Origin of the sequence: Vreelandella nanhaiensis, assembly GCF_003990185.1 — a bacterium.
Taxonomy (GTDB): Bacteria; Pseudomonadota; Gammaproteobacteria; order Pseudomonadales; family Halomonadaceae; genus Vreelandella; species Vreelandella nanhaiensis.
In genome coordinates this window covers 74,327-96,843 of the sequence record NZ_RZHF01000014.1, presented here as the reverse complement: position 1 = coordinate 96,843, position 22,517 = coordinate 74,327, and the positions used below count along the sequence as shown (strand labels likewise).

Below are 22,517 nucleotides of genomic sequence, written 5' to 3'. Positions count from 1 at the left end.
AATGACGACTCCCAACAATACCGTCGACAACGAAGCCATCCATTGGGACCAGGACATCAGCTACGGTCAGTATCTGGATCTGGAACCCTTGCTTGCCTGCCAGAACCCGGTATCAAAAGAGCACGACGAGCTATTGTTTATCGTCATCCATCAGGTGTCAGAGCTATGGATTAAGCTCTGCCTGCACGAGGCCCACGGAGCGGCCGCGAATATCCAGCAGGATAACCTCCCCCCGGCCTTCAAGATGCTCAGCCGGGTGGCCCGGATTCAGGAGCAGTTAATCAAGGCTTGGGAAGTGCTGGTGACCATGACCCCGGCAGACTACGCCAGCTTCCGGGATAGCCTGGGCCAAAGCTCCGGGTTCCAGTCTTACCAATACAGGGAGATTGAGTTTCTACTGGGCAACAAGAACGCCAAGCTGATCGAAGCGCACCGCGCAAAGCCCAAGCACTACCAGAAGCTGCAGGAATGCCTCAACGCACCCAGCATCTACGACATCGTGCTACAACTGCTCGCCCGCCGTGGGTTTGCAATCCCCCAGGATAAAATCGAGCGCGACTGGAGCATTCCGTATACGGCAAGCCCCGAGGTGGAAGCGGCCTGGGCCGAAATTTACCGCAACAGCGCCAAACACTGGGATCTCTACGAGCTTGCCGAGAAACTGGTGGATGTCGAATTCAACTTCCAACGCTGGCGTTTCAATCACATGAAAACCGTGGAACGCATTATTGGCTACCGGCGCGGCACCGGCGGAACGGCAGGGGTCAACTACCTGGTCAAGGCGCTTGACCTGCAATTCTTCCCGGAGCTTTGGAGCGTTAGAACAACCATTTAACGCCTAGTGCTTGTGCGGGCCCTATTTCATTAGCCCGTTTTGAAAGTGATGATCTTCGATTTTCTGGAGTAATGATATGAGCGCAAGCCTTAACGGTGTCAGCCTAACCAGCGTTCGTGAACGCGACCAAAAAGACCCGCTGGCTAACTTTAAACGCCGCTTCGCCCTGCCGGAGGGCGTGCTCTACTTGGATGGCAACTCCCTGGGCGCCCAACCTAGCACTGTCAAACAGGCCGTTGATGACACACTGAACCAGTGGCGCGATGAGCTGATCAAAGGCTGGAATCAGGGCTGGTTCGATGCCCCAGAACGTCTTGGCAATCTACTGGCCCCGGTGATTGGCGCACAAAGCGGCGAAGTCTGCGTAACCGACAATATCACCCTGAATATTTTCAAGCTTCTGGGATATATTCTGGGTCAGTGCCAGGATGACCGCCGAGCCGTGCTTTCCGAAGGTGGCAACTTCCCGACCGATGGCTACATTGCCCAAGGATTTTGCCGCGTAAGTGGCACCGAGCACCGTTTTCTGCCTGAAGGCGCAAACCTTGCAGAGCATCTGGAAGGCGTTGCGGTTGTCGTGCTTAGCCAAGTGAACTATCGCACCGGCAAGTTGCGCGATATGGCCGAAACCACCAAGCTGGTACATGCCCACGGCGCCGAGGTGATCTGGGATCTGGCTCATTCAGCAGGCGCCCTGCCCATCGACTTGAACGGAAGCGGCGCACGCTATGCGGTGGGCTGCACCTACAAGTACCTGAACGGCGGCCCCGGCGCTCCAGCCTTTCTGTATGTGCATAGAGACTATCAGGACGGTGGCTGGCAGCCCCTTTCTGGCTGGCACGGCCATACGTCACCCTTTGCGTTTGATGCCAACTATACCCCGGCAGGCGATATTTCCCGCTTTCGTACCGGCACGCACTCGGCGCTTATCTACTCGGCCCTAGAAGCTTCGCTTACCATGTGGGCTGAGGTAGACATGCAGGCCCTGCGTGAGAAAAGCCTGGCCATGAGCGACCTGTTCCGTGAATGCTTGAGCGATCTTTTTGACTCCCACGGCATCAAGGATATTACGCCTGCTGCCAGCGAGCGTGGCAGCCAGGTATCGCTGATAGACAAACAAAACGGTTACGCCATCGTTCAGGCGCTGATTGCTCGTGGCGTGATTGGCGACTACCGGGAGCCTGGGTTGATGCGCTTTGGCTTTACGCCGCTCTATCTGAGCTTTGAAGACGTATGGCAGGCCGCCAAGCATTTTCGTGAGGTGGTGGAAAGCGGCGAGTATCAAGACGCGCAGTTTCATGTCCGCGGTGCCGTGACCTAACCTAAGGAGCTAACCGCATGGAAACAAGCCAGGATATCGCCTACTCCCCCAGCCACTTCGCTCGGGACTTTGAAGCCACACTCACCCGTCAGGCCGCTGCCGGACGGGAGCTGGCTAAACGCTACTCGCCGATAGCACTGAGAGCAGGCGACGACCCGGCAGCTTGTTTCAACCTGTTTATACCTAAAGGCGAAGGCCCATGGCCGCTAATGGTGTTTATCCACGGCGGCTATTGGCAGGAGCTTTCTAACACCGCCACCGACTTTCTAGCCGAGCGCTATCTGGCACGCGGTATGGCCTTTGCCTCATTAGGCTACGGCCTGGCCCCAAAAACCTCTATTGAAACCATGGTGGCTCAGTGTATTCAGGGGCTTGAAGCAGCCTATCACGCGCTTACGGAAAGCGGCGGGGCATGGCCGATACTACTAGGTGGCCATAGCGCGGGCGCACAGCTGGCCTACTGGGTAGCCGCCAACGGCAACGTGCCAATTGATAAACTGGTGCTGGTTAGCGGTGTTTATGACCTAACGCCATTAGTAGGCACCTACGTTAACAAGCCGCTAGGCCTTGACCGGGAAAACGCACGCGCCCTGAGTCCGCAGTTTGCAGCGCTAGCCCAACTGCCGCCCTGCCAGGTGGTAATTGCTGAAAACGACCCGCCCGCCTTTCGCCAGCAGGGGCACGACTTTGTCGCCGCCCTTCGTGCTGCCAGCGTGCAGGCAAAGCTGCTTGATTTGCCTGCGTGCGATCACTTTGACGTGCTGGATTATCTATAGGCAGCTTTAACGGCCAGGCCGCACCACCCACCAGCTGGCCAGCACCAAGCTACCAAACACCGTATACAGTGCGATAAACACCCACTCCGGCGCGCTGTAGTAAAGCAGCCCCTGCAGCCAGTGCTGAATAAAAGAGCCTGAATAGGTAGCCCCCCCGGCCTGCTCACGCAGCGCCATTTCCCAGGTGGTCAAAGGGCAAATTGCCCCAAGCCACGCCTGCCCTATCACATAGCCAATGGCACCTAGGTGAATAACGCGAAAGGCTTTATTGCGCACCCACTGCCACTTCAGAAAATAACCCACGTAAATGAAAAGCAGGCCAAGCACGACAAAGGCCACGAAGAGCACGTGAATAACCAAAATGGTGTCGGCTAATAACAGTAGCGACTGCGCGGACATGGAAATTTACCTAACCCTCAAGCGTGGCGCTTACCAAGTCTCATTTGAACCGGGCTGGCCTATCTCGATCTGCATATCAGGGGCGATATCCACGACACCTTCAATGTGCTTCAACCGCTCGGCCGTGGCGTTATCCGCCGCACCGGTAATGCAGCCGATATCTTCAAGTAGATCCCTGATTGTCAAACCTTCAGCCTTTAGGCGTGCCGCTATATCGGTGATCGACTGATCGCTTGAGATGGTGATAATCCACAACTCGATCTTCTGCATCGTTATGTCTCCGAGGTGAGTTCCCTGGGCAGCCAACCGCCGCTACCCAGAGATTATCAGCGCATCAGGGCGCCTGTACCAGCCCCGCTCCTACGCGGGCCTCGGGAAAGGACAGGCTCTGTGCCGAGCCCACCAACCGCCGCCAGAGGTTCATACCACGAAGCGATGCATCCGACTGCGCCCAGAGAGCCGCACACCCCGCCACATGGGGCGTTGCCATGCTGGTACCGCTGATCGTCCGGTAGTTAATGGGCCGCGGCCATGATGAAAAGACATCGCGCCCAGGTGCGGCTATCTCAACCTTGCCATAGTTCGAAAAGCTCGAAGGTCGCAAGTTGGGGTCAAGCGAGGCCACCGACAGCATGGTGGGTGAATTGGCAGGCGAGCCGGTATTCAACCCCTCATTGCCTGCTGCGGCAACCACCAGGCAACCGTTGCGCAGCGCGGCCGCCCCCGCGTTGGTAAACGCCGCCTGCACCGGGCTTTGGCTGCCCAGGGACATCGAGATCACTTCGCAGCGGTTGGCTACAGCCCAATTTAGCCCGGCCAGTACGCTTGCCCCGGTACTGCTTCCGGAATTGGTCAGCACTTTACCCACCAGCACTTCGGCATCAAACGCGACGCCATAACCCGGGGTACTTCCGGACGCCACTCGGGGGCCACAGGCTGTGCCGATGCAGTGGGTGCCGTGCCCGTTGATATCCTGAACCGGCTGCCCGACAAATGAGCGGCTATCAAATGGCCTGCCTGCAAAATCGGGATGCCCCAAATCCATGCCCGAATCCAGCACGGCGACCTTGATACCGGCGCCGCTCCAGCGGCTTTGCGGCACCTTGCACCGGGCCAGCCCCCAGGTAACGCCAGTGGCATCGACCAGACTCTCCTCTTCGCTCTCTTCCAAGCCCCGGTCAACGCCAAGATCCTGTGCGATGGTACTCGCCGCGCGCAAGAAGCCCCGCAGGTATTCCGAGTTTTCCGCGAAGGCAAAATACTCGGGCTCGATGATTTCAACTGGGCTTTGCGCAAATACCTCGTCGTAAATGCTCATTCCATGCTGCTGCAAGGCATCGCCCCCTACAAGCGCAACACCCAATTCCGGAAACACCATGGCCTCAGCATCACCGGCATCTTCAAGGCTCACCGCCTGGTCTGCAAAATCACGTGCATCTGCTACCCGAAACTTGCGATCCTTTAGGGATTTAATCCCCTCCTCCAACAAGCCTTCCCGATAGCTGATCAGAAAGCGCCCGGTTTCTAGGCAGTGGCTACCTCGCTCCAGCGCCGTCAAAAGAAGCTGTTCAGCCCCGCACGAGACTGAATTGATCGACTTACCCGCATCAGAAGACTTGCCGCCGCCGTTACCTTTCGGTTTTGTCGCCATCCTGGTTCCTCTTTTGGTTCTTAAGTGGTACCGGCCGCCAGCGTGTGAACGCATCAGGCGACCAAAGAAGCAATGTATGGGTCCTATCAGGGGCCAGCACAGGTTAGTTGCATCCATGCACAAACAGGATGTTTTCAGCGTAACGTACTCAGTCAACTTCGCCAGAGTGATTTAGGCTTTTGTGATATGAGACAAGAAGAAGGGGCTAGTTACTGATTAGCTTCAGATTGGATACGCTCTTCATCGCGGAGTGTTAGCACCTCAACACCATTAGCAGTCACCGCTACCGTATGCTCCCACTGCGCGGATAATGTCTTGTCGCTGGTCACCACCGTCCAGCCATCTTTTTTGGTTTTTATCTTAGCCTTGCCCTGGTTAACCATGGGCTCAATGGTAAACACCATGCCTTCTTTTAGTACCAACCCTTTCCCCGGCTTGCCGTAGTGGAGCACTTCAGGTTCCTCATGCATTTCCCGGCCAATGCCGTGGCCGCAATACTCACGTACTACCGAGTAACCGTTCTGTTCAGCATGCCGTTGGACCGCATGGCCTACATCGCCTAGCGTTGCGCCTGGCTTAACGGCGCGGATGCCTTTCCACATGGCCTCATAGGTTTTATCGACCAAGCGTTTTGCAATGGGTTTTACATCACCTACCAGATACATCTTGCTCGAATCGGCAATAAATCCATTCTTCTCAAGCGTGATATCGACATTAACGATATCGCCTAATTTAAGCGCTTGCGTCTCAGACGGAATGCCATGGCACACCACGTGATTCACAGATGCATTCAGCACATACTGATAATCGTATTGCCCTTTACTGGCCGGGCGGGCTTTTAACTCATCAACGATATACCGCTCAGCCCAATCATTGATCTGCATGGTAGAAATACCCGGCACGATCAGCGTATCCAGATAGCTGAATACTGACGCGAGCAAGCGCCCGGCTTCGCGCATCAACTGCAACTCTTCTTCACTTTTAAGCACTACGTTAGCCACTGATTACCTTCCTTACCTCAACGTCCGCCTGCTTCATCTGTTCGCGCATGATGTCAGAGAAGGTCATGCCCGGGTTGGCCTCCGCCAGCATGCCGATTTTAATCCAATATTCCGCCTGCGCGTTGATCGAGCGCACCATGACCGAGCTGGCTTTACGAATGTCTTCGTGGAGCTGGTCGTTGATTTTGACGATGCCCATGGAATGCCTTTGATATATGAAACGTATATGGATCATATATCGACACATAGATAGGCGGCAAGCTGCCAGAATTTCACCAGGCGGTGTAAATTTTAATTAACGGGCCTTCAACTAAGCTGAACAGCTAGCGGGGGCGACCGTGCGATAAGTGGCCATGGCCTCTTCCAAGCCTTGCTGTAATGCCTTGATGCGAGATTCATGGGCGGGGTGAGTAGATAGGAATTCAGGTGGCTGACCACTTCCGGCCGCGGCCATGTTGCGCCATAGTGCTACACTCTGTTGCGGATCGAACCCGGCACGGGCCATGATGGCTAAGCCCATCAAATCGGCCTCTTCCTCATGGGTGCGGCTAAACGGCAGACTGATGCCGAGCTGGACACCGATGCCCAACGCCTGCATCAATTGCTGATGCCCCATATCCCCTTCTCCCATCAACCCCACGAGCATTAATACGGCTTTAATGCCGAGCTGTTGGGTAAGCCGTTCATTGCCGTGGTCAGCCAGCACATGGCTTACCTCATGCCCGATCACCGCCGCTAGCTGGGCGGGCGTCTCGGCCACATCCAATAAACCGCTATGCACACCGATGCGCCCGCCCGGCAGCGCGAAGGCATTGGGGGAAGGCTCTTCAAACACGACGACTTCCCATATCTCAGGAAAATCGAGGTCGGGATAGCTTACTTCAGCGGCGGATACCACTCTTTGGGCCACGCACTGTACCAAGCCATTAACGGCCGCATCGCGTGATATCGGCTGGTTGTCTAAAAGCTGCTCGAAGGCATCTTCACCCATTTGCGCCATCATGTTGTGAGGCACTAGCGCCAACTGGGAGCGCCCAGTTGGCGTCTTATCACAGCCTGCCAGGAATACCAGCTGCACTATAACCAACAGGCGTAACAGGTAACGTGTAGGCATCGGTGGTTCCACTTAAGGGTCAGGAAACGTGCAGCAAGCTATAAGGCGCTTCGCAGGCGTGTCGCTCATCGCGCTCATCAACGCTGCCAAGACCCAGGTGCCGATCATTATCATAAGCCACAAACAAGCGATCATGATCCAGTACCGCAAGCCCTTCGGCCTTATGCTCAAACTCCAGCGGCAGCCCCGCGGGCGTAGTCACCAGTGTGGGGCCGCGGCCCGCTCGAAAATCGCCCAGGCTGACTTCCCATAAGTACCCACCGATGCGCTCTTCCCCGGCTCTTTCAACCTCGAAGCTGTTCAGTAAGTAAAGGCGCCCATGATAGCGGTCATACTCCAGGCTCGACAGACCACAATCAAAACGAACCTCGGGATGGCTACATGGGTCGAAGGCGTAGTACTCGCGCATTTCATCAACGAACACCAAGTTGCCACTTTCGCTAATCTCGTAATGGGCACCCACGATACGGCTTACATAGGTGAATTCATCATGGGACTGCCCCTGCTCACGGATACCAAACAGCAGCAACCCATCGCCGCGTTCACCGGGAACCGCGGCCAGCCCTTCAATCTTGTAGTAGGGAAAACCAATCGCCTGATTGAGCTTGATACGAAGCTCCAGGGAACCCTCTACGCCATCGCGCGGGTCGGGGTCGACCACTTGCACCTTTTCAGGCTCGCCCAGCGGCCAGATCAGCAAGTGGTTGTAGTCATTAAGGGCATGGCTTTCAGTGTCGATACGATCAAAGCCGGTAGTGGCCAGAACATGGCGACCATCCGCCGTGAGCGATAGATCTTCATACTTGATGGCCTGCTTGATCAGTGGCGTGGTGAAGTACTCAAGCTGACAGTCATCCGGCCCCTGCTCGGCCATCGGCATGGCAAACATCGCCGAGCGCTCCTCCCCTGGGATCGGCTTATCACTGGCTAAAATGAGCCGCTTGCCGTCATAAAGCACCGCGGATACCTCAGCATTAACCAGCTTGCCTTGCTCATCGCGCAGCCCAGCGGGAAAACAATGAATCGTGCCTTGCTGCAGAATGGTCGCGTGCGTCATGGTGGAAGCTCCTCCCGACTGCTGAAAGTAAGAATCAGCTTACTAGAGCTTTGTATCAGGCGTCGAACGTTCCGAACACTGAGGGCGTCAGAGTGACTATTCGCCGCTGGCTCCCAAATGCGCCAGCAGACTTTGCATAGGCGCAGACAGCGCTTTCCAATTTCTGAAACACAGGCATAGCTGCCGACGCGCCCAAGCGTCGGTTAGCACGAGCGTTTCATAGGCGTGCCTTCGGCTGTAATGTCTGGCGACGCTCTGCGGCAAAATTCCGATGCCTATCCCGTGAGAGACCATCTCGCACACACCTTCGTATGTTTTCATGCGAATTCGAAAATCAAGAAGGCGACCTGCTGCACGTGCTTGGTCGTTAATATGATCCTGTAACGCGCTCCCCTGGGCCAAGCCTACGAAGGGTTGTTCAAGGACATCCATAAAACGGACCTTCGGGTATTGGGTTAGCGCGTGCTTCGGAGGGACGATTAAAGCCAAGTGATCCTTCATTACAGGTTGTAGCTGCAGGCCTTGCGCTTTAATAGCATCGGAAACAATACCCGCCTCTGCCAACCCGGAAGCAACGGCTCGGATAATATCAGCACTGGTACGTTCCTTGAGCTCAATTCGCAGACGAGGACGTTCGGCCAACCAGGGCGCAAGCCTGCTTGGCAGGAACTCGGTGAGTGCTACGGTATTGGCATAGAGGTGAAGGGTCCCACGTGCGCCAACGGCGAAGTCGTGCAGCTCGCCTTTCAGCATTGCCTGCTGGCGGAGGATCAAGCGCGCATGGTGCGCCAGCGCCTCCCCAGCTTCTGTGGTTACCACGCCCCTTGGCTGCCGTTCCATCAAAGCGACGCCAGCATCGCTCTCAATCTTACGAACCCGCTCACTGGCTGATGCTAACGCCAGACTGGCACGCTTGGCCCCAGCGGTAATGCTGCCTGCATCCACGATACACAGGAATAAGTTCAGATCCACCAAGTCGAGTCGCATGGACGTTCCTCACGCCAGCCTTCGGATTATCCGAAGGCTGGGCTGATAATTCCGCATTGTGCCGGGTATTATCCTGAGCTTCAATTCAGCTCTCAGTCGTTCCCCAACACGAGCCTTCTATGCACGATTCCATGATGTATCCTCTGTTTTTGGTGGGCACCTTCCTGGTAGCGGGCATGGTGAAAGGCGTCACTGGAATGGGGCTGCCTACCGTCGCGATGGGGTTACTGGGTATGGCAATACCACCGGCGAGCGCCGCTGCCCTTCTCGTTCTGCCCTCTTTAGTGACCAATGTCTGGCAGTTGTTTTCTGGCCCACCGGTAACGCAACTGGTACGCCGACTTTGGCCAATGTTGTTGTGTATCTGTCTGGGTACCATCGCTGGTTCCGCGTTACTGGTGCGCGTAGATCCACTCTGGTCCGGTTTTGGGCTCGGCGTTGCTTTGATGGTTTACGCGGGCTATGCGCTTATCGCCCCCGCCTTCTCCGTTTCCACGTTCTTAGAGCGGTGGCTTTCTCCGGCTATCGGATTGATAACGGGAGTCGTCACTGGCGCCACAGGTGTATTCGTGATGCCAGCAGTGCCGTACCTCGCCTCTCTGAATATGAACAGGGAAGAATTTGTACAAGCCTTGGGTTTGTCATTCACTACTTCCACGCTCGCACTAGCATTCGGGCTGTTCGCTTATGATGCTTTCCAAGTCTCACAACTAGGCACGTCCGCCCTGGCGATTATTCCTGCGCTGATCGGAATGTGGGCGGGTCAATATGTGCGGATGCGGATTAGCCCTAAACGGTTTCGTCAGTGCTTTTTGCTTTTCTTGATATTGTTGGGTCTTGAACTTGCTAGTCGTCCGCTTCTGTGAGCCGTAGCGGTATATATTAATTGGCGAGTTTACCTTACTCAGACCTGGTTAATTCTGCCAAGTAATAACACGCTCTAAGCTATAGGCGTATAGCAATTTTGATTAAGCTAAAGGCTTTTCCAGCTCATTCGCCATCAGGCTTAATCATGTCACCTAAACAGGCCGAGGCTCTGTAACGGCCATGAGCGGACACTAATAGATAGAAGCCAAATTTTTCTCCTGTTTATCCATCATCCATCCCTTTGCGACACATCACTACCCGGTTCCTGCCATCTCGCTTGCCAACGTAAAGCGCCTGGTCTGCTCGCATGATCAAGGCCTTTAAGTCGACATCTTCACTGTGTGCTATAGCGATACCGATGGTCACGCTTAGACACAACTCACTCATTTCTTCCTTTATCGGCAGCTCGGAGACCTTCGTCCTTAAGCGCTCCGCCACGATTAGAGCGTCGCCAAGGCCGGTGTCAGGCAGAGCAACCACGAACTCCTCACCACCGAAACGGCCTATCACATCCTTAGGACGAAGAGAGAGTGTACAAACCTCAGAGATTTCGGTCAGAACCCAGTCTCCATGACTGTGGCCCCAGGTATCGTTAATACTCTTGAAATGATCCACATCAATCATTAATAGGCAGAACGGCGCCTTTTCCAATCGCGAACTCTGCAATAGTGCCTCGGCACGCTTCATGAAATGGCTCCGACTATTTAGTCCCGTCAGAGCATCCCGCTCAGCGACCATGCGCAGCTGTTCTTCCAGCGATTTTCGATGGGCTATCTCCTTGAGCAGTTGGTGATTTCGATCACGCTCTTCGTGTAGAAGAGAAAATTGCTTGCGCTGCAAGCCCTCTAAACGCAGTAAGGTACAAAAGCCCACTACATTGGTCATAACCAACAACAACGCTAGGCGAAGCGTCTCCACCGGTGCAATCTCAGCAAACAGTACCGCAGATACCAGAAAGCCGGTGCTTAAATAGAAGCTGGCGAACGTTACCACTGTTAGCAAATTTGGGATTAGGAGATAGAAAGCCATGATAGCTACTACCACCGCCGTTACTTGCGTAGAGAGGCTTTCGGGGCGTAAAGGAACAATCAAAATGATGCCCGTCGCAAATATCCAGAGCGGCATAGCATGCAACCAGGCCTTGTGGGAATAGCCACCCCAGCGGGCAATAATGAACGCTAAGAGAAGGCAGAGACTAACCACCACGATGCGCATGGTGATTAATAGATAATATTCTCTAGTTAAGCCTAAGAGGTAAAAGTCCGAAATGGCAAACATGCCAAAGATCAAGGCCGCCAGAACCAACGAAAGCAAGGATTCAAATCGCACCCTCGCCTCGATGGACCTTCGATACATTGTTTCCCTACTAGCATCACTGAGCTGACCCGTCAGCCAATGTACTTGATACTGCTTTTCTATTGATGACAAGGCCTCAAACCTCTGTGTGAATCGGCGTTTTTATGTATTTCGTCAACGAAGCCTCTCAGTGTAACCTTGGCTGAAGAAGAGACTCTTGGGTAATCCACCACATTGTACGTTTTTATTCGTTATCTCTTTAGCACTTTGGAGCTCCAGATCGCTGAAGGCAATGCCAGATTCCGCAGTAGATACTGATCAGACTGAGGGGGCGGAAGTACGCGGCCCTCGTGCATCCATTTTATGATTGTCTGCTATAGGTCACACATTGACCGTAAATTAGCCTTATTACATGACGAGCGTGAATTGAGCCATTCTTTGGCCTCTACCCGATGGAGGATCATGCCATGAACGTTTCGACTGAAATCTCCTTTATACCTTAGAATAAACGAAAATAGATTAGGCAGAAGGCACCTCTGCGTTTACGCGATATCTGGGCCATACGTGTGCGCCTACAGCTTGCCAAAAAGACGAGAGACCTCGCCCTCTTCAATTTAGCCATTGATAGCAAATTACGGGGCTGCGACCTCGTCAATTTACGAATACGGGATATAGCCCATGGTACGTGTATATCCCCACGAGCCATTGTGATGCAGCAAAAGACACATCGACCTGTCCAGTTCGAAATTACTGAGCAAACTCGTATCGCTATTATCGACTGGATACAGCTTGCTCAGCTCCGAAGCGAAGACTTCTTGTTTCCCAGCCGAATCAATAGCGCAAAGCATCTCTCAACGCGCCAATATGCCCGTATTGTCAAATCTTGGGTTACCGAAATAGGTCTAGATGCGTCGTACAAAAGCTTCGCTGATATACCGACGTACGAAAAACTTAAGGGCAGTACAACTGCTCCTGGGTCACACAAAGCTGGAAAGGTTCTGGAGGTTCTGGAGGTTCTGGAGGTTCTGGAGGGGCAATCTTCATGCGTAAAGAAAACGACCGAATGGTATTTCTTCAGATAGCGGCCAAGAGCGGTCTTTTAGGCGACACTGATATAATGCGGAGCGCTGCGGTGGCCGGGCCCAGCCGCCCAGTACTTCCAGGGAACGTTTCACATCCACGAGGCTGAAGTAGCTGGCCCAGCCACGCAGAACCGGAACCAGTTCTTCGAGCACTCGTCGGAAGTTGCGCCCTCTGCCACCCTTGAGGATCTCGCGGACACGCTGCATAAGGTGTTGCAGGCGGGCCATCACGCGCTCGCCGACTCCTGACGTACACCTGCACGTTATCGGCGCAGCGGCAGAAGCGGTGGCCCCGGCACTCCAGTTCCTTGTCCTCGTCGTCCTGCAGGATATTGGCCAGCAGCGGGCTGACGGGGCAGGCTCGGCTTTCGTCCTCGATGACGACGCCGGGACCGTCTCGACGCTCACCGACCGGGGCTCAGGGTATTGCCCCTGCCCCTCTGGGTGAGTGACGGTATTAGCGCCAGGGTCTGTCTTCATGATCGATCCTCAAGACGTCATCGCCTACTCGCGGGAGACACCCTTGTCGTTGGCTAGCACTTCCCCTTGCCGGGCGTGCAGGGGACTTTCACCCCCAGCATCACCCTCAGGAACAGCGCCATGTCTGGCGCACAACCAAGACGCCCCCGGAGTTCCGGGGGCGTTGGTATTGCTAGGTTCTCAATTTACCGAGAGTGTTAGTCGCTCTCATTGAGGACCGCTTCCGGGAAGTGGCGACGCAATATCCGGTTCTGGAAGTCGTCCACGAAGCGGCTGTTGATGATGATAATGAACCGCTCGAAGGGTGCCTCGCTGTCGAGCTGTTCGATCCCGTCGACACTGTGGAATAGCCGGTCATCGCTCAGGTGAAGGATATCACCCGGATCGAGGGTGATATCGACCAAGGGTTGCGTGCCAGCCTTGTCTGCGTAGAGGTGGTTTTCACCTCCTGCCACGTTTTCTCGATTGAGGACCAGAATGCTCAGGGCCTTGCAGCCATCGGCATGAATCCCCTGACCCTGAAGGGGGTCGATGCTACCTTCCCCTCGAACCCCGGTGATCTGCATCAGAATGGGTTCGTGCGCACCGATACTCCACAGCTTTGCCCAGGCGCGAACGAAGGCCTTCACATCGGGGCGTGCCATGAATTCCCGAGTCAGCGGATCATAGTACCGCAGACGATCCGCCATGCTTTCCGCGTCGTTGAAGGCTCCCCCCTGGGCCATGGGGCATTGGCCCATATCCTCGACATCTCCCTGATCATTCAGGGCGAGCCATGACATCCGCTTCCATCGCTGGTTAACATAGGGATCGCGCGGCAGGTCAGCGGTAAACCCCTGCCAGGCGGTCAGATCGACTCGCTCCCGAATATCGGTTTTCGCCCAATCCTGATGCATGAGCGCCTCGGTCACTCCCGGATTCCAATAATCGACGAGTGAATCGGCAGGCATGGAGGTGAGGTCGAAACCGTGCTTGAGGGTATCGAGTTTCATGATGGTATTCTCCTGTCAACTGGGTGGAATTGCCTTGTGTTGCCGGTGTAAGAACGCGGTCAACAGGAGAGAAATGAAAAGAGTTGCAAAGGTATGTCAAAGAAATGTACTGAAAAAGAGTGTTTTTTTGAAAACAGGACCAGACCGTTGATGGCGTATATGTGTAGGTTATCTCCTACAAATAGATGTAGGATAATCACAATAAAATCCTTATTGTTGCCATTATAAGGCTCTTGACAGTGTTTTATCTTTAAGTGGATCCCATGACTGCCAGCGATTCCCGACATCACAGAGATCCGGAACGCCTGAAGGAGAACCGCAGGGAGTTTTCCGGTGCGCTCGTATTGAAGGTGTCAAAGACACCTTCCACTGATGGCATCGATTCGCATGATGCCGGCAAAGAAGAAGTAGAGTTAGTACGCCGCCAGTATCTGGAGAGTGAGCAGCGATTCCGCGCCCTGCTGGAGAGCCTGCCGAAGGTGGCGGTTCAGGGGTATGATCGCGATCGGCGAGTGGTTTACTGGAATGAGGGTAGCACTCGTCTCTATGGCTATACCGCTGAGGAAGCCCAGGGACAGTTACTGGAAGATCTGATCATCCCTGCCTTCATGCGTGACGGGGTGATCCAGGCGCATTGTGCCTGGATCAAGGAAGGGGTCGATATGCCCGCCGATGAACTCGAGCTCAAGCACAAAACCGGTGAACTGGTATCGGTCTTTTCGCAGCATCTGATGCTCAATGAGCATACCGACTCCCCCTTGATGTTCTGCGTGGATGTCGATCTTTCCGACCAAAAGCGCGCCCACCGTGACCTGGAATTCGCCACCCGTTTCGACAGGCTCACCCATCTCCCTAACCGCCAGACCTTCGAGGTCGACTTGGACAGTCTGTTGGATTCCTGTCGACGCCAGGGCAATGGCCTGGTAACCATCTACCTGGACATCGATCACTTCGTCGAGATCAATGATGCCCTTGGCTATGATCAGGGCGATCGCCTGCTCATTGAGCTGACACGGCGACTAAGAGAGTGCCAGCAAGTCACTGATCTGGTGTCCCGTGTCTCTAGCGATGAATTCGTGCTGGCCTTTCCCGATGTCCACTTGGCCCCCGATGTCAGACGGGTCGTTCATCATGTCCAGAATGTCTTTCGGGAACCTTTCGTCCTGGATGGTCGGGAGCGTCAGGTCACGGCCTGCCTGGGTGTGGCGCTCTTTCCCGAGAATGGTGAATCGTCACGTGAATTGATCCGTAATGCCGATGTTGCCAAGAATCGTGCCAAACTGGATGGTCGGGGTGCTGTACGTTTCTTCCAACAGAAGCTCCATGATGAGCTGGTTCGCCAGCACTATCTCTCGGCGCGACTCGAGGAAGCCCTGGATAACGGTGAATTCTCCCTCCACTACCAGCCCCTAGTCTCGGCGGCCAGTGGGCGAATAGAGCATCTTGAGGCCTTGATACGCTGGGAGCCTGCCGAGGGCCCTCCGATCTCGCCTGCCGAGTTTATCCCGCTGGCCGAGCGTTCCGGTGTGATCCATCGTCTGGGCGACTGGGTCATCGAAGAGGCTTGCCGCCAGCAGGTGGAATGGCGTGCCAAGGGATTTCACGAACACCGCATCGACATCAATGTCTCGGGTCGTCAACTGGTGCGTCCCGATGCCCTCAAGAGCTTCGAGGAGTCGCTGCAGCGTCACGGCTTAGGCCCGCGGGATATCGGCATCGAATTGACCGAGAATGTCCTGATCGAAGCCGAAGAGACCGTCCTCGAGGACCTGCGGCGCTTCTATCATCGCGGTTTTCGCATTGCTATCGACGACTTCGGGACCGGCTATTCCTCCCTGAGCTATCTCAAGCACTTTCCAGTCACCGCCCTGAAGATCGATCGATCCTTCATCCGCGACGCTCCCACACAGCCGAAGGATAGGGCCATCATGGAGGGTGCCATCTTCATCGGTCATCGGTTGGGATTGGAGGTGGTGGCCGAGGGCGTCGAGAACGCCGAACAGTTGTCATTGCTTCGCGAAATGCATTGCGACCTCGTCCAGGGGTTCTTCTTCTACCGTCCGATGCCTGCCAAGGAAATCGACCGCCTGCTGGGCGGTTTCGTGCCTGGTCACGAAGGGCTGTCTAGCTGAGCCTCGTCGTGATTTGACGTACAATCCCCGGGGTTGCCATACCCTGAGACCTTGTGAACGACCCCGATGCCCCTTGATAGCTGGGACTGACCCTGTGGCTCTGGCTGAATCGCCGTTATCGGCCAAAAGGAGACGTTCATGTAAACCCAATTAATCCAGAATAAAATACCTCAAGAAACAGCATCACCTGAGTCGTCCGCCTTATTTGCCATACACAAAGTTGAGAATTTTTTTCTACCTTGGATTAATGCTGATTCTGATAATGGGCACTCCTGCGCTTTTTTATTAGCTTCACTGTATTTTAATTCTAATTTAGTTATAACCTCCCAAGCTAACTCGTCACTCAATACACTTGCTTGATATTTACCTTTTGCCACCCGACATTCTCTTTCTATCTCTGAATACATATTGCCCACTTCAATATGAAGAGTCGATTTTTTCTGATAACTTAAATAAGTCTGAACACCTGCCAAAGTGGCTGCTAATAGTGATAACAGTGAAATTATTGCAGTTGAATAATCGCCAAATGAATCAATAAACGTTGAACTAATAAAAACATTTATCACAACTACTGGGATGCCTAGAATTAGGGTTAGACTTTCTTTTGAATTAGATGATTTGAAATGAGCGAATTTGCATGTTGCAGAATTCATCTCAATCCTTTCAAGCTCTTCTAAAACAGTATTTTTATTTTCCATGCCCCATCTCCATCTGTCTAACGGCTTATTAGGCGGCGTGCTCGACTCGATTCGTGGGAAATATACAATGGTTATTAGGAATTTTTTGGGAAGGCCGCGGTGGGTCGTGTGCCGTCGATTCCATTTATCAAAATAGCCTAAATTTCACCATTCGGCCAGAAGCGGACGTTGAGGCAATGCTGATATAACGCCCGCATTTGCGGCTGGTTTGGAGCGCAGTGGAAAACCAGTCCGGCAACATGCGCTTGTTATGTTTTATCATTCCAATGGTCTGCCCCTTCAAGTAGGACCTCGATTGTTTCTTTGTTCTTACCGGGATAAACCCCGTTTTCTTGTAGCAGAACCAATAATGGCTCAATTGACAATGCTGATGAGTAGCCTAGTTCTTCTGATTGATTATTCATAACTAAGGACTCAGTAAGTACGCCTAGTAAAAAACCATATTCGCTTATTACTGGCCCTCCACTATAACCACCTCGGCCCATGTTAGATATTATGAAGTGAGGGTGTGGGCCATTATACTTATCCACAACTGCATTTACCTCACCCTCCGATGCGAGTAAAACCGGTCTATTAGAAAAGGGAATAGGAGGGAACCCCATCAGTAAAACCTTAGAGAGCACCAATTCATCACCAATCCAGTCATCTAGATGTCCACCAATCTCTATATGATCAGTTTGCTCAAACCCTTCGGGTGAGCCCACAATGGTTGTTTTAATAAGGTAGTGGGAAAGGTCCAAGTTGGTTTTTATTATTGCTAAATCAATTTTTTCATCGCTGTGACAAATGACTTTTTCTATCTCCAGATTCTGGCCGCAATATTCTGAAACTATCTCTTCGATTTCACCGTCATTGATAACATGCGCTGCCGTAGCAAGCCATCCATCACCAATATGAAACGCTGACCCATTACTCAAGTCACCTGCTTCTGTCCTCACAGTAATTCGAACCATTGAGTATTTATAGGTTTGAAATAAGTGTCTGAAGTTGCTCACGATACTTCCTTAAAACATAACAGTGATTATACATCCTTCTACATAACCTGAATGAACCCGACGGCGCGTTCATTCAGGTTATGCCGCCTTTCATTCACGATCTATCCCATTTAAATTAAAAGAAATTAAGTATAAATAGGCAGCGTAACATAGATTATCGTGCCGGCTGCATAACACGGCTGAATCAGCATGCCGCTTTCGCCGGGAGGGCCGCTTTGGGTCGTTTTCGGACAATCGGGATTTCGCACATTCTTAAGATGCCAGTATTCCAAGATGGAAGTTAAGTGCAACGCGTGCGGCATGCCTAAGGCGATGTTTATGGCGTTGCAAAACATTTAGTGGCAGTGACGCGTGCCAGCTTTAGTGTCCCGATGGCAACCATTCTTATCGGTACCACCGCTGTGCGATACCACATCACCGCTATATGCAGCAGTGGACGCTGAAAGCTTATAGCTGCCTGTCGCCCTTTTCACTCACTTCTTGTGCACCTGCGCTCGTTCTATAGATAACGGCGAGTGCGCGTTAGAGGTTGCATCAGTGCTAAATGCTGAGACCTTCCGCGTTTAGATTAACGCATGGCCAGCCATCGTAGACGATCATATGCCTGCGCGCATCGCAGATATTCAGGCAGCAATACACCGAAACCAACGATATGCGGCATACGACAAAGTGGTTGAGCTGGCTTGAGCAAAAATATTGAGACGCCTTCCTTGGCCTTTCTGATTCCCTTCTCTTTACAAATCACATCCATGTCGTGACGCGTCCGTCATACTATTTAACGGCGATCCTAGCGTCACACCTACAGCGTAGTAATCGGAATAGATTATTTATGTAGGAAATCACTGACAGGTTTTGAAAGCATTTTCTTACAGCAGGCACAAAAAGCCCCGGTAAAGGGGCGTTTGCATATTCGTGTTATTACCTTCAGGTATTCCAGTCGCTGCCAGTCAGTAGCCAACGGCATGCCACTGTTTGCTTCTTCGATGAAATGCCATGGCACCCCACAGGATACATGGGCGCGTTGAGCACATACTGATAATCGAACTGTCTTTACTGGCCGGGAGCTTTTAACTCATCACGATATAGCGCTCGGCGCTAATCATTGATCCGCATGGTGAAAGTACCCGGCACAACTAATGTGTCGCGGTAGCTAATCACTGAGGCGAGCAGTTGACCGGTTTCGCGAATCACGCTCAGCTCTTCTTCACTTTTCCGAATTGGCTTACCTACCAATCACCTGCCTTACTTCAAGGTGTGCCAGCTACATTTGCTCGCGCATGATTTACAGGAAATCATGGTGCGCCTTGACATAGAAACCATCGATGAATAGCCACTCAACATCAAGATCATCCGTGAGTGCACGGAAAGCAGCTATCAGTTTGCCGGCCGTTGTCTTGATAAAGAATGCTTTCAACAGTGGTTCGCTGTTCGGTTTTGTCATGGATACTCTGTTGAAGCAGCATTAGTCTTAGCTTTGGCCTGTATTCATCCGTAAGCATTTATTAGGGGATGGCAGGGTCGCCGTTTGTTGGCGTCGGAATCTCTATTCTGTGAGGCAGTAAGCGGTTTTCCGTGCTGCTTGATAACATCGTCACAACAGGACCTGCTAAATCGACATTGCGCGTGACGTATCAAAGCAAAGGAGTTGCAAATGAAACACCATGAAAAAATTGGACGCGTTGGGCGCCAAAGCCTTTCCATACTGGCTCGGCTCGGCCGCCAAGAACTAGCAACGCTGCTAGGCATTGCGGTACTTTCAGGTGGAATTTGGGGGTTCATCGCGCTGGCTGATGAGGTCATCGAGGGTGGTACCCAGAGCATCGATGAGAGCCTGCTGCTCGCCCTTCGCAACCCCGCCGATCTTAGCGACCCGATCGGGCCAGGCTGGGTCGAGGAAATGGGGCGGGACTTTACCGCGCTTGGCGGTGTCGGCGTACTGGTACTTATCATGTTGGGCGCTCTGGGTTACCTGTTACTCGCCAGACGCTATCGCGCGGCACTCTTTGCCTCGATTGCGGTGCCTGGAGGCATACTGCTCAGCACGGTGATGAAGATGGGCTTTGACCGCCCTCGCCCGGACCTCGTGCCTCATGAAGCCATGGTCTATACGGCGAGCTTTCCCAGCGGTCACTCCATGATGTCTGCCGTGACCTACCTCACCCTGGCCGCGCTGCTCATCCGCGTACAGCCCGCGCTGAGGCTGAAGGCTTACCTTCTGATACTGGCGATATTGCTGACGCTGCTAGTGGGCATGAGCCGCGTCTATCTCGGTGTCCATTGGCCGACCGATGTACTTGCGGGCTGGACGGCCGGGGCGAGCTGGGCAGCGCTGTGCTGGATAGTGATGCGCTGGATGCAGCGGCGCGGGCAGGTAGAGTCAGAAGAGAGCTGGTCGGGCACCGAATAACCTAGCTTAAGCAGAGGCTGGGCAACACTAATACGTGTTGCCCAACCACCTGCAGGCTATGCAGCGTCATTTCCTGCTTGAGTAGCGCTACATTATGAGCGAAGCGCTATCAGGCGTCAGTTCTTCGAGCGCCGCTCGGCCAGGGCAACGATACCGATCAATGCGCCGGCCAGTACGGTCGTGGTCAGTACCGGGTGCATCGAGGCATTGGTGTACAGGCTAGTCTTGGCAACGTGGCGGGAGTATGGAGCGCGTTCGCGCATATCGGTAGCCGGTTCTTGCAGCGCAAAGTGGCGGCGATGCTCCGGCTTGTTGGTCTGCTGCTGTTCGATGATCTTCGCCGACATGATCTTGTCCATCAACCGTGGTGCGCAGTGTCCCAGCGCGGCCATGAGCCGTCCGCCGCCACCGACGTACATGTCACGGCGGGGATGCTCGGCGCAGTAAAGGATGCTGCGCGCGACGATGCGGGGTTCGTAAAGGGGTGGTGGCAAGGTCGGCTCCGTGTCCATGACGTTGCCGGCGTGTTCGGGGAAAGGCGTGGCGATGGTAGCCGGCTTGATCAACGTGACCGAAATGGGCGCGCCGACATGTTCGAGTTCCATGCGCAGGGCGTCGGTGAAGCCCTTGACGGCATGCTTGGCGGCTGAATACATGCCCTGATAGGGGATGGCTTGATCCGAGGCGACCGAGCCAAGGTTGATAATCGCACCGGCGTAGCCGTCTCGGCGCTTGCCCAGGTGACGTGCCGCCTCCAGCGAACCGTACACAACGCCCCAGTAAGTCGTGTCGAAGAGGCGGTGGTAATCTTGCTCGTCGATATCGAGCAGGTTGCCGAAAAGGGATACACCGGCATTATTGATCCAAGTATCGAAGCCGCCAAAAGTATCAATGGCGGTTTGCGTTATCCTTTGAACTTGCGCTTTATCGCCGACATCCACCGCGACGTGGACGGCCTCGCCACCGGCGAGGTTGATTTCGTCACAGAGCTTGCGCAATGTATTCTCGTCACGTGCTGCCAGGACCAGGCGTGCGCCATGCTCGGCGGCCATGCGCGCAGTTGCCAGACCGATGCCCGTGGTTGCGCCTGTGATGATCACTGTCTGGTTTTCCAAGCCTTTCAAATGCAGTGCCATTTCGCGCTCCTTGCTTGTATATGCGGTTTTCGGGAAGGGGCTGATGAAACCTGATTGCCAATTCGAACCGTTCTCTCAGGATAGTAGCTCTGCAAGAATTGCAAAATGCTGTGGCGCAATGGGCATGAGTCTCTCTTCAGTGCGAAAGAAGTGGAACGCAGCTATCAACTTTAGGCATATCCGTTACTACATTCGAACCTCAGGTAGGTGGTGATATTAGCCGCTGCCTGGTCGATGGCTAACATAGCCCCATGTTTTTAAGTTAATAAAGAGTGACTTTCTTTATACGTAGAGGCCAAACTGTGAGGCTGTGCCCGTTTGACCATTAACTCAAAGCGTGCAGACGATAGTGTAGAAAACGTTTTTTGAGCCCGAACACTATCGCACTCATGGTCGTTACAAGAGCGGCATCCACGCACCACCGCATAAAGCCTTGCCCAGCTAGAGCTAAATCGCCAATAACCAACCCCATACCCACTATTCCCATGCTTGGAATCAGGGCGAGCGTAATCATCACCCCCACCGTCATTACCGAGCGCTGGGCAGTGACGATAATGGGCCCAGCGATTGCACCGAAGCAGGAGATAAGCACCCCGGAAAAACTCAGCGAAGTCCAGTAATTAATCCATTGCTGATCGGCTAGGCCCGGCTTCTCTCCAGATTCCCAGAGCATGAGTATCATTGTGGCAAACGCTGCCCCCATGGCTAGCGCGAGATAACCGGCACCCGTCGAAATCAAACCGCTGGGGATTAGTTCCTTGGCGCGCGTGATCAGACCTAGCGGTAGCCGTAGCAGGGGTTCAAAAGCCGGAGCAATGATCATGGATCCCACAATAAGGTGTAGCGTATCGGACCATAGGCCTGCTGCTGTAATCGCCCCAGCCAGCGCCATTAGCATGAGGTAATTGACCGACAGGTTGGTATCCCTGCGCAGAAGGAAAGCCATGTCGTCCCAGATCGTTTCATTCGACTCTTTATTGATCAGCCGCTGATGTTCTGAAGAGAGCAGACTGGTGGGTTCGCTCAGACTGATCGTTCCGTCCACCGAGGCGTTGAGATCCGTCAGTGTGCCCAATAGTAAACGGGTTGCCTCGTCCGTGGCTTGAATGGTCAGTACGTCCCCAGGCGGAGACAGGGAAGCGCCCTTTTGCAAGGATATACTCACGACACCCTGCACTAGCTCGATCCGCTCAAGGATAGCGTCGATGGTTTTCGTTGGAGCGCTGACTTCAATGGTACGTGGCATCCCTGCCTCCTGTGATATCAATACTCTTGGAGTATAGGTATCCCC

25 protein-coding genes are annotated in these 22,517 nt (G+C 53.7%); 7 read left to right on the top strand and 18 right to left on the bottom strand.

The features are described 5' to 3' along the window. The first annotated feature begins 1 nt into the window (after position 1). The 3 genes from kynA (at position 2) to ELY38_RS09410 (ending at position 2,932) form a co-directional block, all read left to right on the top strand. Positions 2-835 carry a tryptophan 2,3-dioxygenase gene (gene kynA / locus ELY38_RS09420; RefSeq protein WP_127061648.1) on the top strand — a complete coding sequence of 278 codons (834 nt, stop codon included), beginning with the start codon at positions 2-4 and terminating at the stop codon, positions 833-835. A 76-nt stretch (positions 836-911) separates the two neighbouring features. Then, positions 912-2,156 (top strand): kynureninase, encoded by a 1,245-nt coding sequence (gene kynU, locus ELY38_RS09415; protein ID WP_127061646.1) that lies wholly within the window; start codon positions 912-914, stop codon positions 2,154-2,156. 17 nt (positions 2,157-2,173) lie between these two features. Then, complete coding sequence (locus tag ELY38_RS09410) at positions 2,174-2,932, top strand: alpha/beta hydrolase (RefSeq protein ID WP_127061644.1); 759 nt, start codon at positions 2,174-2,176, stop codon at positions 2,930-2,932. Positions 2,933-2,938: 6 nt separating this feature from the next. Here ELY38_RS09410 and ELY38_RS09405 read toward each other — a convergent pair whose 3' ends face one another. The 8 genes from ELY38_RS09405 to ELY38_RS09370 all read right to left on the bottom strand — a co-directional run bounded on the left by ELY38_RS09405 (position 2,939) and on the right by ELY38_RS09370 (position 9,141). Beyond that, the gene (locus ELY38_RS09405; protein WP_127061642.1) at positions 2,939-3,331 is read right to left on the bottom strand and encodes a DUF2784 domain-containing protein; all 393 of its coding nucleotides are present in this window, start codon (positions 3,329-3,331) and stop codon (positions 2,939-2,941) included. A gap of 30 nt (positions 3,332-3,361) precedes the next feature. After that, positions 3,362-3,601: a hypothetical protein gene (locus ELY38_RS09400; RefSeq protein ID WP_127061640.1), complete on the bottom strand. Its 240-nt coding sequence runs from the start codon at positions 3,599-3,601 to the stop codon at positions 3,362-3,364. 64 nt (positions 3,602-3,665) lie between these two features. After that, the gene (locus tag ELY38_RS09395; RefSeq protein WP_127061638.1) at positions 3,666-4,982 is read right to left on the bottom strand and encodes a S8 family serine peptidase; all 1,317 of its coding nucleotides are present in this window, start codon (positions 4,980-4,982) and stop codon (positions 3,666-3,668) included. Positions 4,983-5,191: 209 nt separating this feature from the next. Then, on the bottom strand, positions 5,192-5,983 hold the full coding sequence (gene map, locus ELY38_RS09390; RefSeq protein WP_127061636.1) for a type I methionyl aminopeptidase: 792 nt from the start codon (positions 5,981-5,983) through the stop codon (positions 5,192-5,194). Then, positions 5,976-6,182 carry a ParD-like family protein gene (locus tag ELY38_RS09385; protein ID WP_127061634.1) on the bottom strand — a complete coding sequence of 69 codons (207 nt, stop codon included), beginning with the start codon at positions 6,180-6,182 and terminating at the stop codon, positions 5,976-5,978. The genes map and ELY38_RS09385 overlap by 8 nt, the downstream gene beginning before the upstream one ends. 111 nt (positions 6,183-6,293) lie before the next feature. Beyond that, positions 6,294-7,097: a M48 family metallopeptidase gene (locus ELY38_RS09380; RefSeq protein WP_127061632.1), complete on the bottom strand. Its 804-nt coding sequence runs from the start codon at positions 7,095-7,097 to the stop codon at positions 6,294-6,296. A gap of 19 nt (positions 7,098-7,116) precedes the next feature. After that, a complete protein-coding gene (locus tag ELY38_RS09375) occupies positions 7,117-8,154 on the bottom strand; it encodes a hypothetical protein (RefSeq protein WP_127061630.1) in 1,038 nt (345 codons plus the stop codon). 96 nt (positions 8,155-8,250) lie between these two features. Next, on the bottom strand, positions 8,251-9,141 hold the full coding sequence (locus tag ELY38_RS09370; protein WP_127061628.1) for a LysR family transcriptional regulator: 891 nt from the start codon (positions 9,139-9,141) through the stop codon (positions 8,251-8,253). 119 nt (positions 9,142-9,260) lie between these two features. On the opposite strand from ELY38_RS09370, the gene ELY38_RS09365 reads away from it, so the two are divergent. Further along, positions 9,261-10,007, top strand: a complete 747-nt coding sequence (locus tag ELY38_RS09365; protein WP_127061627.1) for a sulfite exporter TauE/SafE family protein — start codon at positions 9,261-9,263, stop codon at positions 10,005-10,007. A 223-nt stretch (positions 10,008-10,230) separates the two neighbouring features. Here the strand turns inward: ELY38_RS09365 and ELY38_RS09360 are convergent, their stop codons facing one another. Next, positions 10,231-11,337: a GGDEF domain-containing protein gene (locus tag ELY38_RS09360; protein ID WP_246009111.1), complete on the bottom strand. Its 1,107-nt coding sequence runs from the start codon at positions 11,335-11,337 to the stop codon at positions 10,231-10,233. Between the two features lie 533 nt (positions 11,338-11,870). On the opposite strand from ELY38_RS09360, the gene ELY38_RS09355 reads away from it, so the two are divergent. Continuing rightward, complete coding sequence (locus tag ELY38_RS09355; protein ID WP_246009110.1) at positions 11,871-12,386, top strand: tyrosine-type recombinase/integrase; 516 nt, start codon at positions 11,871-11,873, stop codon at positions 12,384-12,386. On the opposite strand, the gene ELY38_RS19385 is transcribed toward ELY38_RS09355, so the two are convergent. Further along, entirely contained in the window at positions 12,345-12,593 is a 249-nt protein-coding gene (locus ELY38_RS19385; protein WP_246009121.1) for a group II intron maturase-specific domain-containing protein, read from the bottom strand. The two genes, ELY38_RS09355 and ELY38_RS19385, sit on opposite strands and share 42 nt — an antisense overlap. 470 nt (positions 12,594-13,063) lie before the next feature. Beyond that, positions 13,064-13,858, bottom strand: a complete 795-nt coding sequence (locus tag ELY38_RS09345) for a 2OG-Fe dioxygenase family protein (protein WP_127061621.1) — start codon at positions 13,856-13,858, stop codon at positions 13,064-13,066. Between the two features lie 263 nt (positions 13,859-14,121). Between ELY38_RS09345 and ELY38_RS09340 the strand changes: the two genes are divergently transcribed. Then, on the top strand, positions 14,122-15,990 hold the full coding sequence (locus ELY38_RS09340; RefSeq protein WP_246009109.1) for a putative bifunctional diguanylate cyclase/phosphodiesterase: 1,869 nt from the start codon (positions 14,122-14,124) through the stop codon (positions 15,988-15,990). 170 nt (positions 15,991-16,160) lie between these two features. On the opposite strand, the gene ELY38_RS09335 is transcribed toward ELY38_RS09340, so the two are convergent. The 5 genes from ELY38_RS09335 to ELY38_RS19055 all read right to left on the bottom strand — a co-directional run bounded on the left by ELY38_RS09335 (position 16,161) and on the right by ELY38_RS19055 (position 19,124). Continuing rightward, a complete protein-coding gene (locus tag ELY38_RS09335; RefSeq protein WP_127061619.1) occupies positions 16,161-16,688 on the bottom strand; it encodes an SLATT domain-containing protein in 528 nt (175 codons plus the stop codon). A gap of 248 nt (positions 16,689-16,936) precedes the next feature. Next, positions 16,937-17,683 (bottom strand): S1 family peptidase, encoded by a 747-nt coding sequence (locus ELY38_RS09330; RefSeq protein ID WP_127061617.1) that lies wholly within the window; start codon positions 17,681-17,683, stop codon positions 16,937-16,939. 335 nt (positions 17,684-18,018) lie between these two features. After that, entirely contained in the window at positions 18,019-18,096 is a 78-nt protein-coding gene (locus tag ELY38_RS19680) for a YHYH domain-containing protein (protein ID WP_127061952.1), read from the bottom strand. A gap of 682 nt (positions 18,097-18,778) precedes the next feature. Then, on the bottom strand, positions 18,779-18,916 hold the full coding sequence (locus tag ELY38_RS19060; protein WP_185858955.1) for a hypothetical protein: 138 nt from the start codon (positions 18,914-18,916) through the stop codon (positions 18,779-18,781). A 49-nt stretch (positions 18,917-18,965) separates the two neighbouring features. Continuing rightward, on the bottom strand, positions 18,966-19,124 hold the full coding sequence (locus tag ELY38_RS19055; protein ID WP_185858954.1) for a hypothetical protein: 159 nt from the start codon (positions 19,122-19,124) through the stop codon (positions 18,966-18,968). A 210-nt stretch (positions 19,125-19,334) separates the two neighbouring features. On the opposite strand from ELY38_RS19055, the gene ELY38_RS09320 reads away from it, so the two are divergent. Next, on the top strand, positions 19,335-20,090 hold the full coding sequence (locus tag ELY38_RS09320) for a phosphatase PAP2 family protein (RefSeq protein ID WP_127061615.1): 756 nt from the start codon (positions 19,335-19,337) through the stop codon (positions 20,088-20,090). A 116-nt stretch (positions 20,091-20,206) separates the two neighbouring features. On the opposite strand, the gene ELY38_RS09315 is transcribed toward ELY38_RS09320, so the two are convergent. Both ELY38_RS09315 and ELY38_RS09310 read right to left on the bottom strand, forming a co-directional pair. Next, positions 20,207-21,226: an SDR family oxidoreductase gene (locus ELY38_RS09315; RefSeq protein WP_127061613.1), complete on the bottom strand. Its 1,020-nt coding sequence runs from the start codon at positions 21,224-21,226 to the stop codon at positions 20,207-20,209. Positions 21,227-21,551: 325 nt separating this feature from the next. Further along, positions 21,552-22,472, bottom strand: coding sequence for a DUF389 domain-containing protein (locus tag ELY38_RS09310; protein WP_127061607.1), 921 nt, complete (start codon positions 22,470-22,472; stop codon positions 21,552-21,554). Positions 22,473-22,517 lie beyond the last annotated feature (45 nt).

What these genes read in the sequence shown, in the direction of transcription:
- kynA (WP_127061648.1), top strand. Translation starts at nt 2, where the DNA reads ATGACGACTCCCAACAATACCGTCGACAACGAAGCCATCCATTGGGAC.
- kynU (WP_127061646.1), top strand. Translation starts at nt 912, where the DNA reads ATGAGCGCAAGCCTTAACGGTGTCAGCCTAACCAGCGTTCGTGAACGC.
- ELY38_RS09410 (WP_127061644.1), top strand. Translation starts at nt 2,174, where the DNA reads ATGGAAACAAGCCAGGATATCGCCTACTCCCCCAGCCACTTCGCTCGG.
- ELY38_RS09405 (WP_127061642.1), bottom strand. Translation starts at nt 3,331, where the DNA reads ATGTCCGCGCAGTCGCTACTGTTATTAGCCGACACCATTTTGGTTATT.
- ELY38_RS09400 (WP_127061640.1), bottom strand. Translation starts at nt 3,601, where the DNA reads ATGCAGAAGATCGAGTTGTGGATTATCACCATCTCAAGCGATCAGTCG.
- ELY38_RS09395 (WP_127061638.1), bottom strand. Translation starts at nt 4,982, where the DNA reads ATGGCGACAAAACCGAAAGGTAACGGCGGCGGCAAGTCTTCTGATGCG.
- ELY38_RS09385 (WP_127061634.1), bottom strand. Translation starts at nt 6,182, where the DNA reads ATGGGCATCGTCAAAATCAACGACCAGCTCCACGAAGACATTCGTAAA.
- ELY38_RS09380 (WP_127061632.1), bottom strand. Translation starts at nt 7,097, where the DNA reads ATGCCTACACGTTACCTGTTACGCCTGTTGGTTATAGTGCAGCTGGTA.
- ELY38_RS09375 (WP_127061630.1), bottom strand. Translation starts at nt 8,154, where the DNA reads ATGACGCACGCGACCATTCTGCAGCAAGGCACGATTCATTGTTTTCCC.
- ELY38_RS09370 (WP_127061628.1), bottom strand. Translation starts at nt 9,141, where the DNA reads ATGCGACTCGACTTGGTGGATCTGAACTTATTCCTGTGTATCGTGGAT.
- ELY38_RS09365 (WP_127061627.1), top strand. Translation starts at nt 9,261, where the DNA reads ATGCACGATTCCATGATGTATCCTCTGTTTTTGGTGGGCACCTTCCTG.
- ELY38_RS19385 (WP_246009121.1), bottom strand. Translation starts at nt 12,593, where the DNA reads ATGCAGCGTGTCCGCGAGATCCTCAAGGGTGGCAGAGGGCGCAACTTC.
- ELY38_RS09345 (WP_127061621.1), bottom strand. Translation starts at nt 13,858, where the DNA reads ATGAAACTCGATACCCTCAAGCACGGTTTCGACCTCACCTCCATGCCT.
- ELY38_RS09340 (WP_246009109.1), top strand. Translation starts at nt 14,122, where the DNA reads ATGACTGCCAGCGATTCCCGACATCACAGAGATCCGGAACGCCTGAAG.
- ELY38_RS09335 (WP_127061619.1), bottom strand. Translation starts at nt 16,688, where the DNA reads ATGGAAAATAAAAATACTGTTTTAGAAGAGCTTGAAAGGATTGAGATG.
- ELY38_RS19055 (WP_185858954.1), bottom strand. Translation starts at nt 19,124, where the DNA reads ATGACAAAACCGAACAGCGAACCACTGTTGAAAGCATTCTTTATCAAG.
- ELY38_RS09320 (WP_127061615.1), top strand. Translation starts at nt 19,335, where the DNA reads ATGAAACACCATGAAAAAATTGGACGCGTTGGGCGCCAAAGCCTTTCC.
- ELY38_RS09315 (WP_127061613.1), bottom strand. Translation starts at nt 21,226, where the DNA reads ATGGCACTGCATTTGAAAGGCTTGGAAAACCAGACAGTGATCATCACA.
- ELY38_RS09310 (WP_127061607.1), bottom strand. Translation starts at nt 22,472, where the DNA reads ATGCCACGTACCATTGAAGTCAGCGCTCCAACGAAAACCATCGACGCT.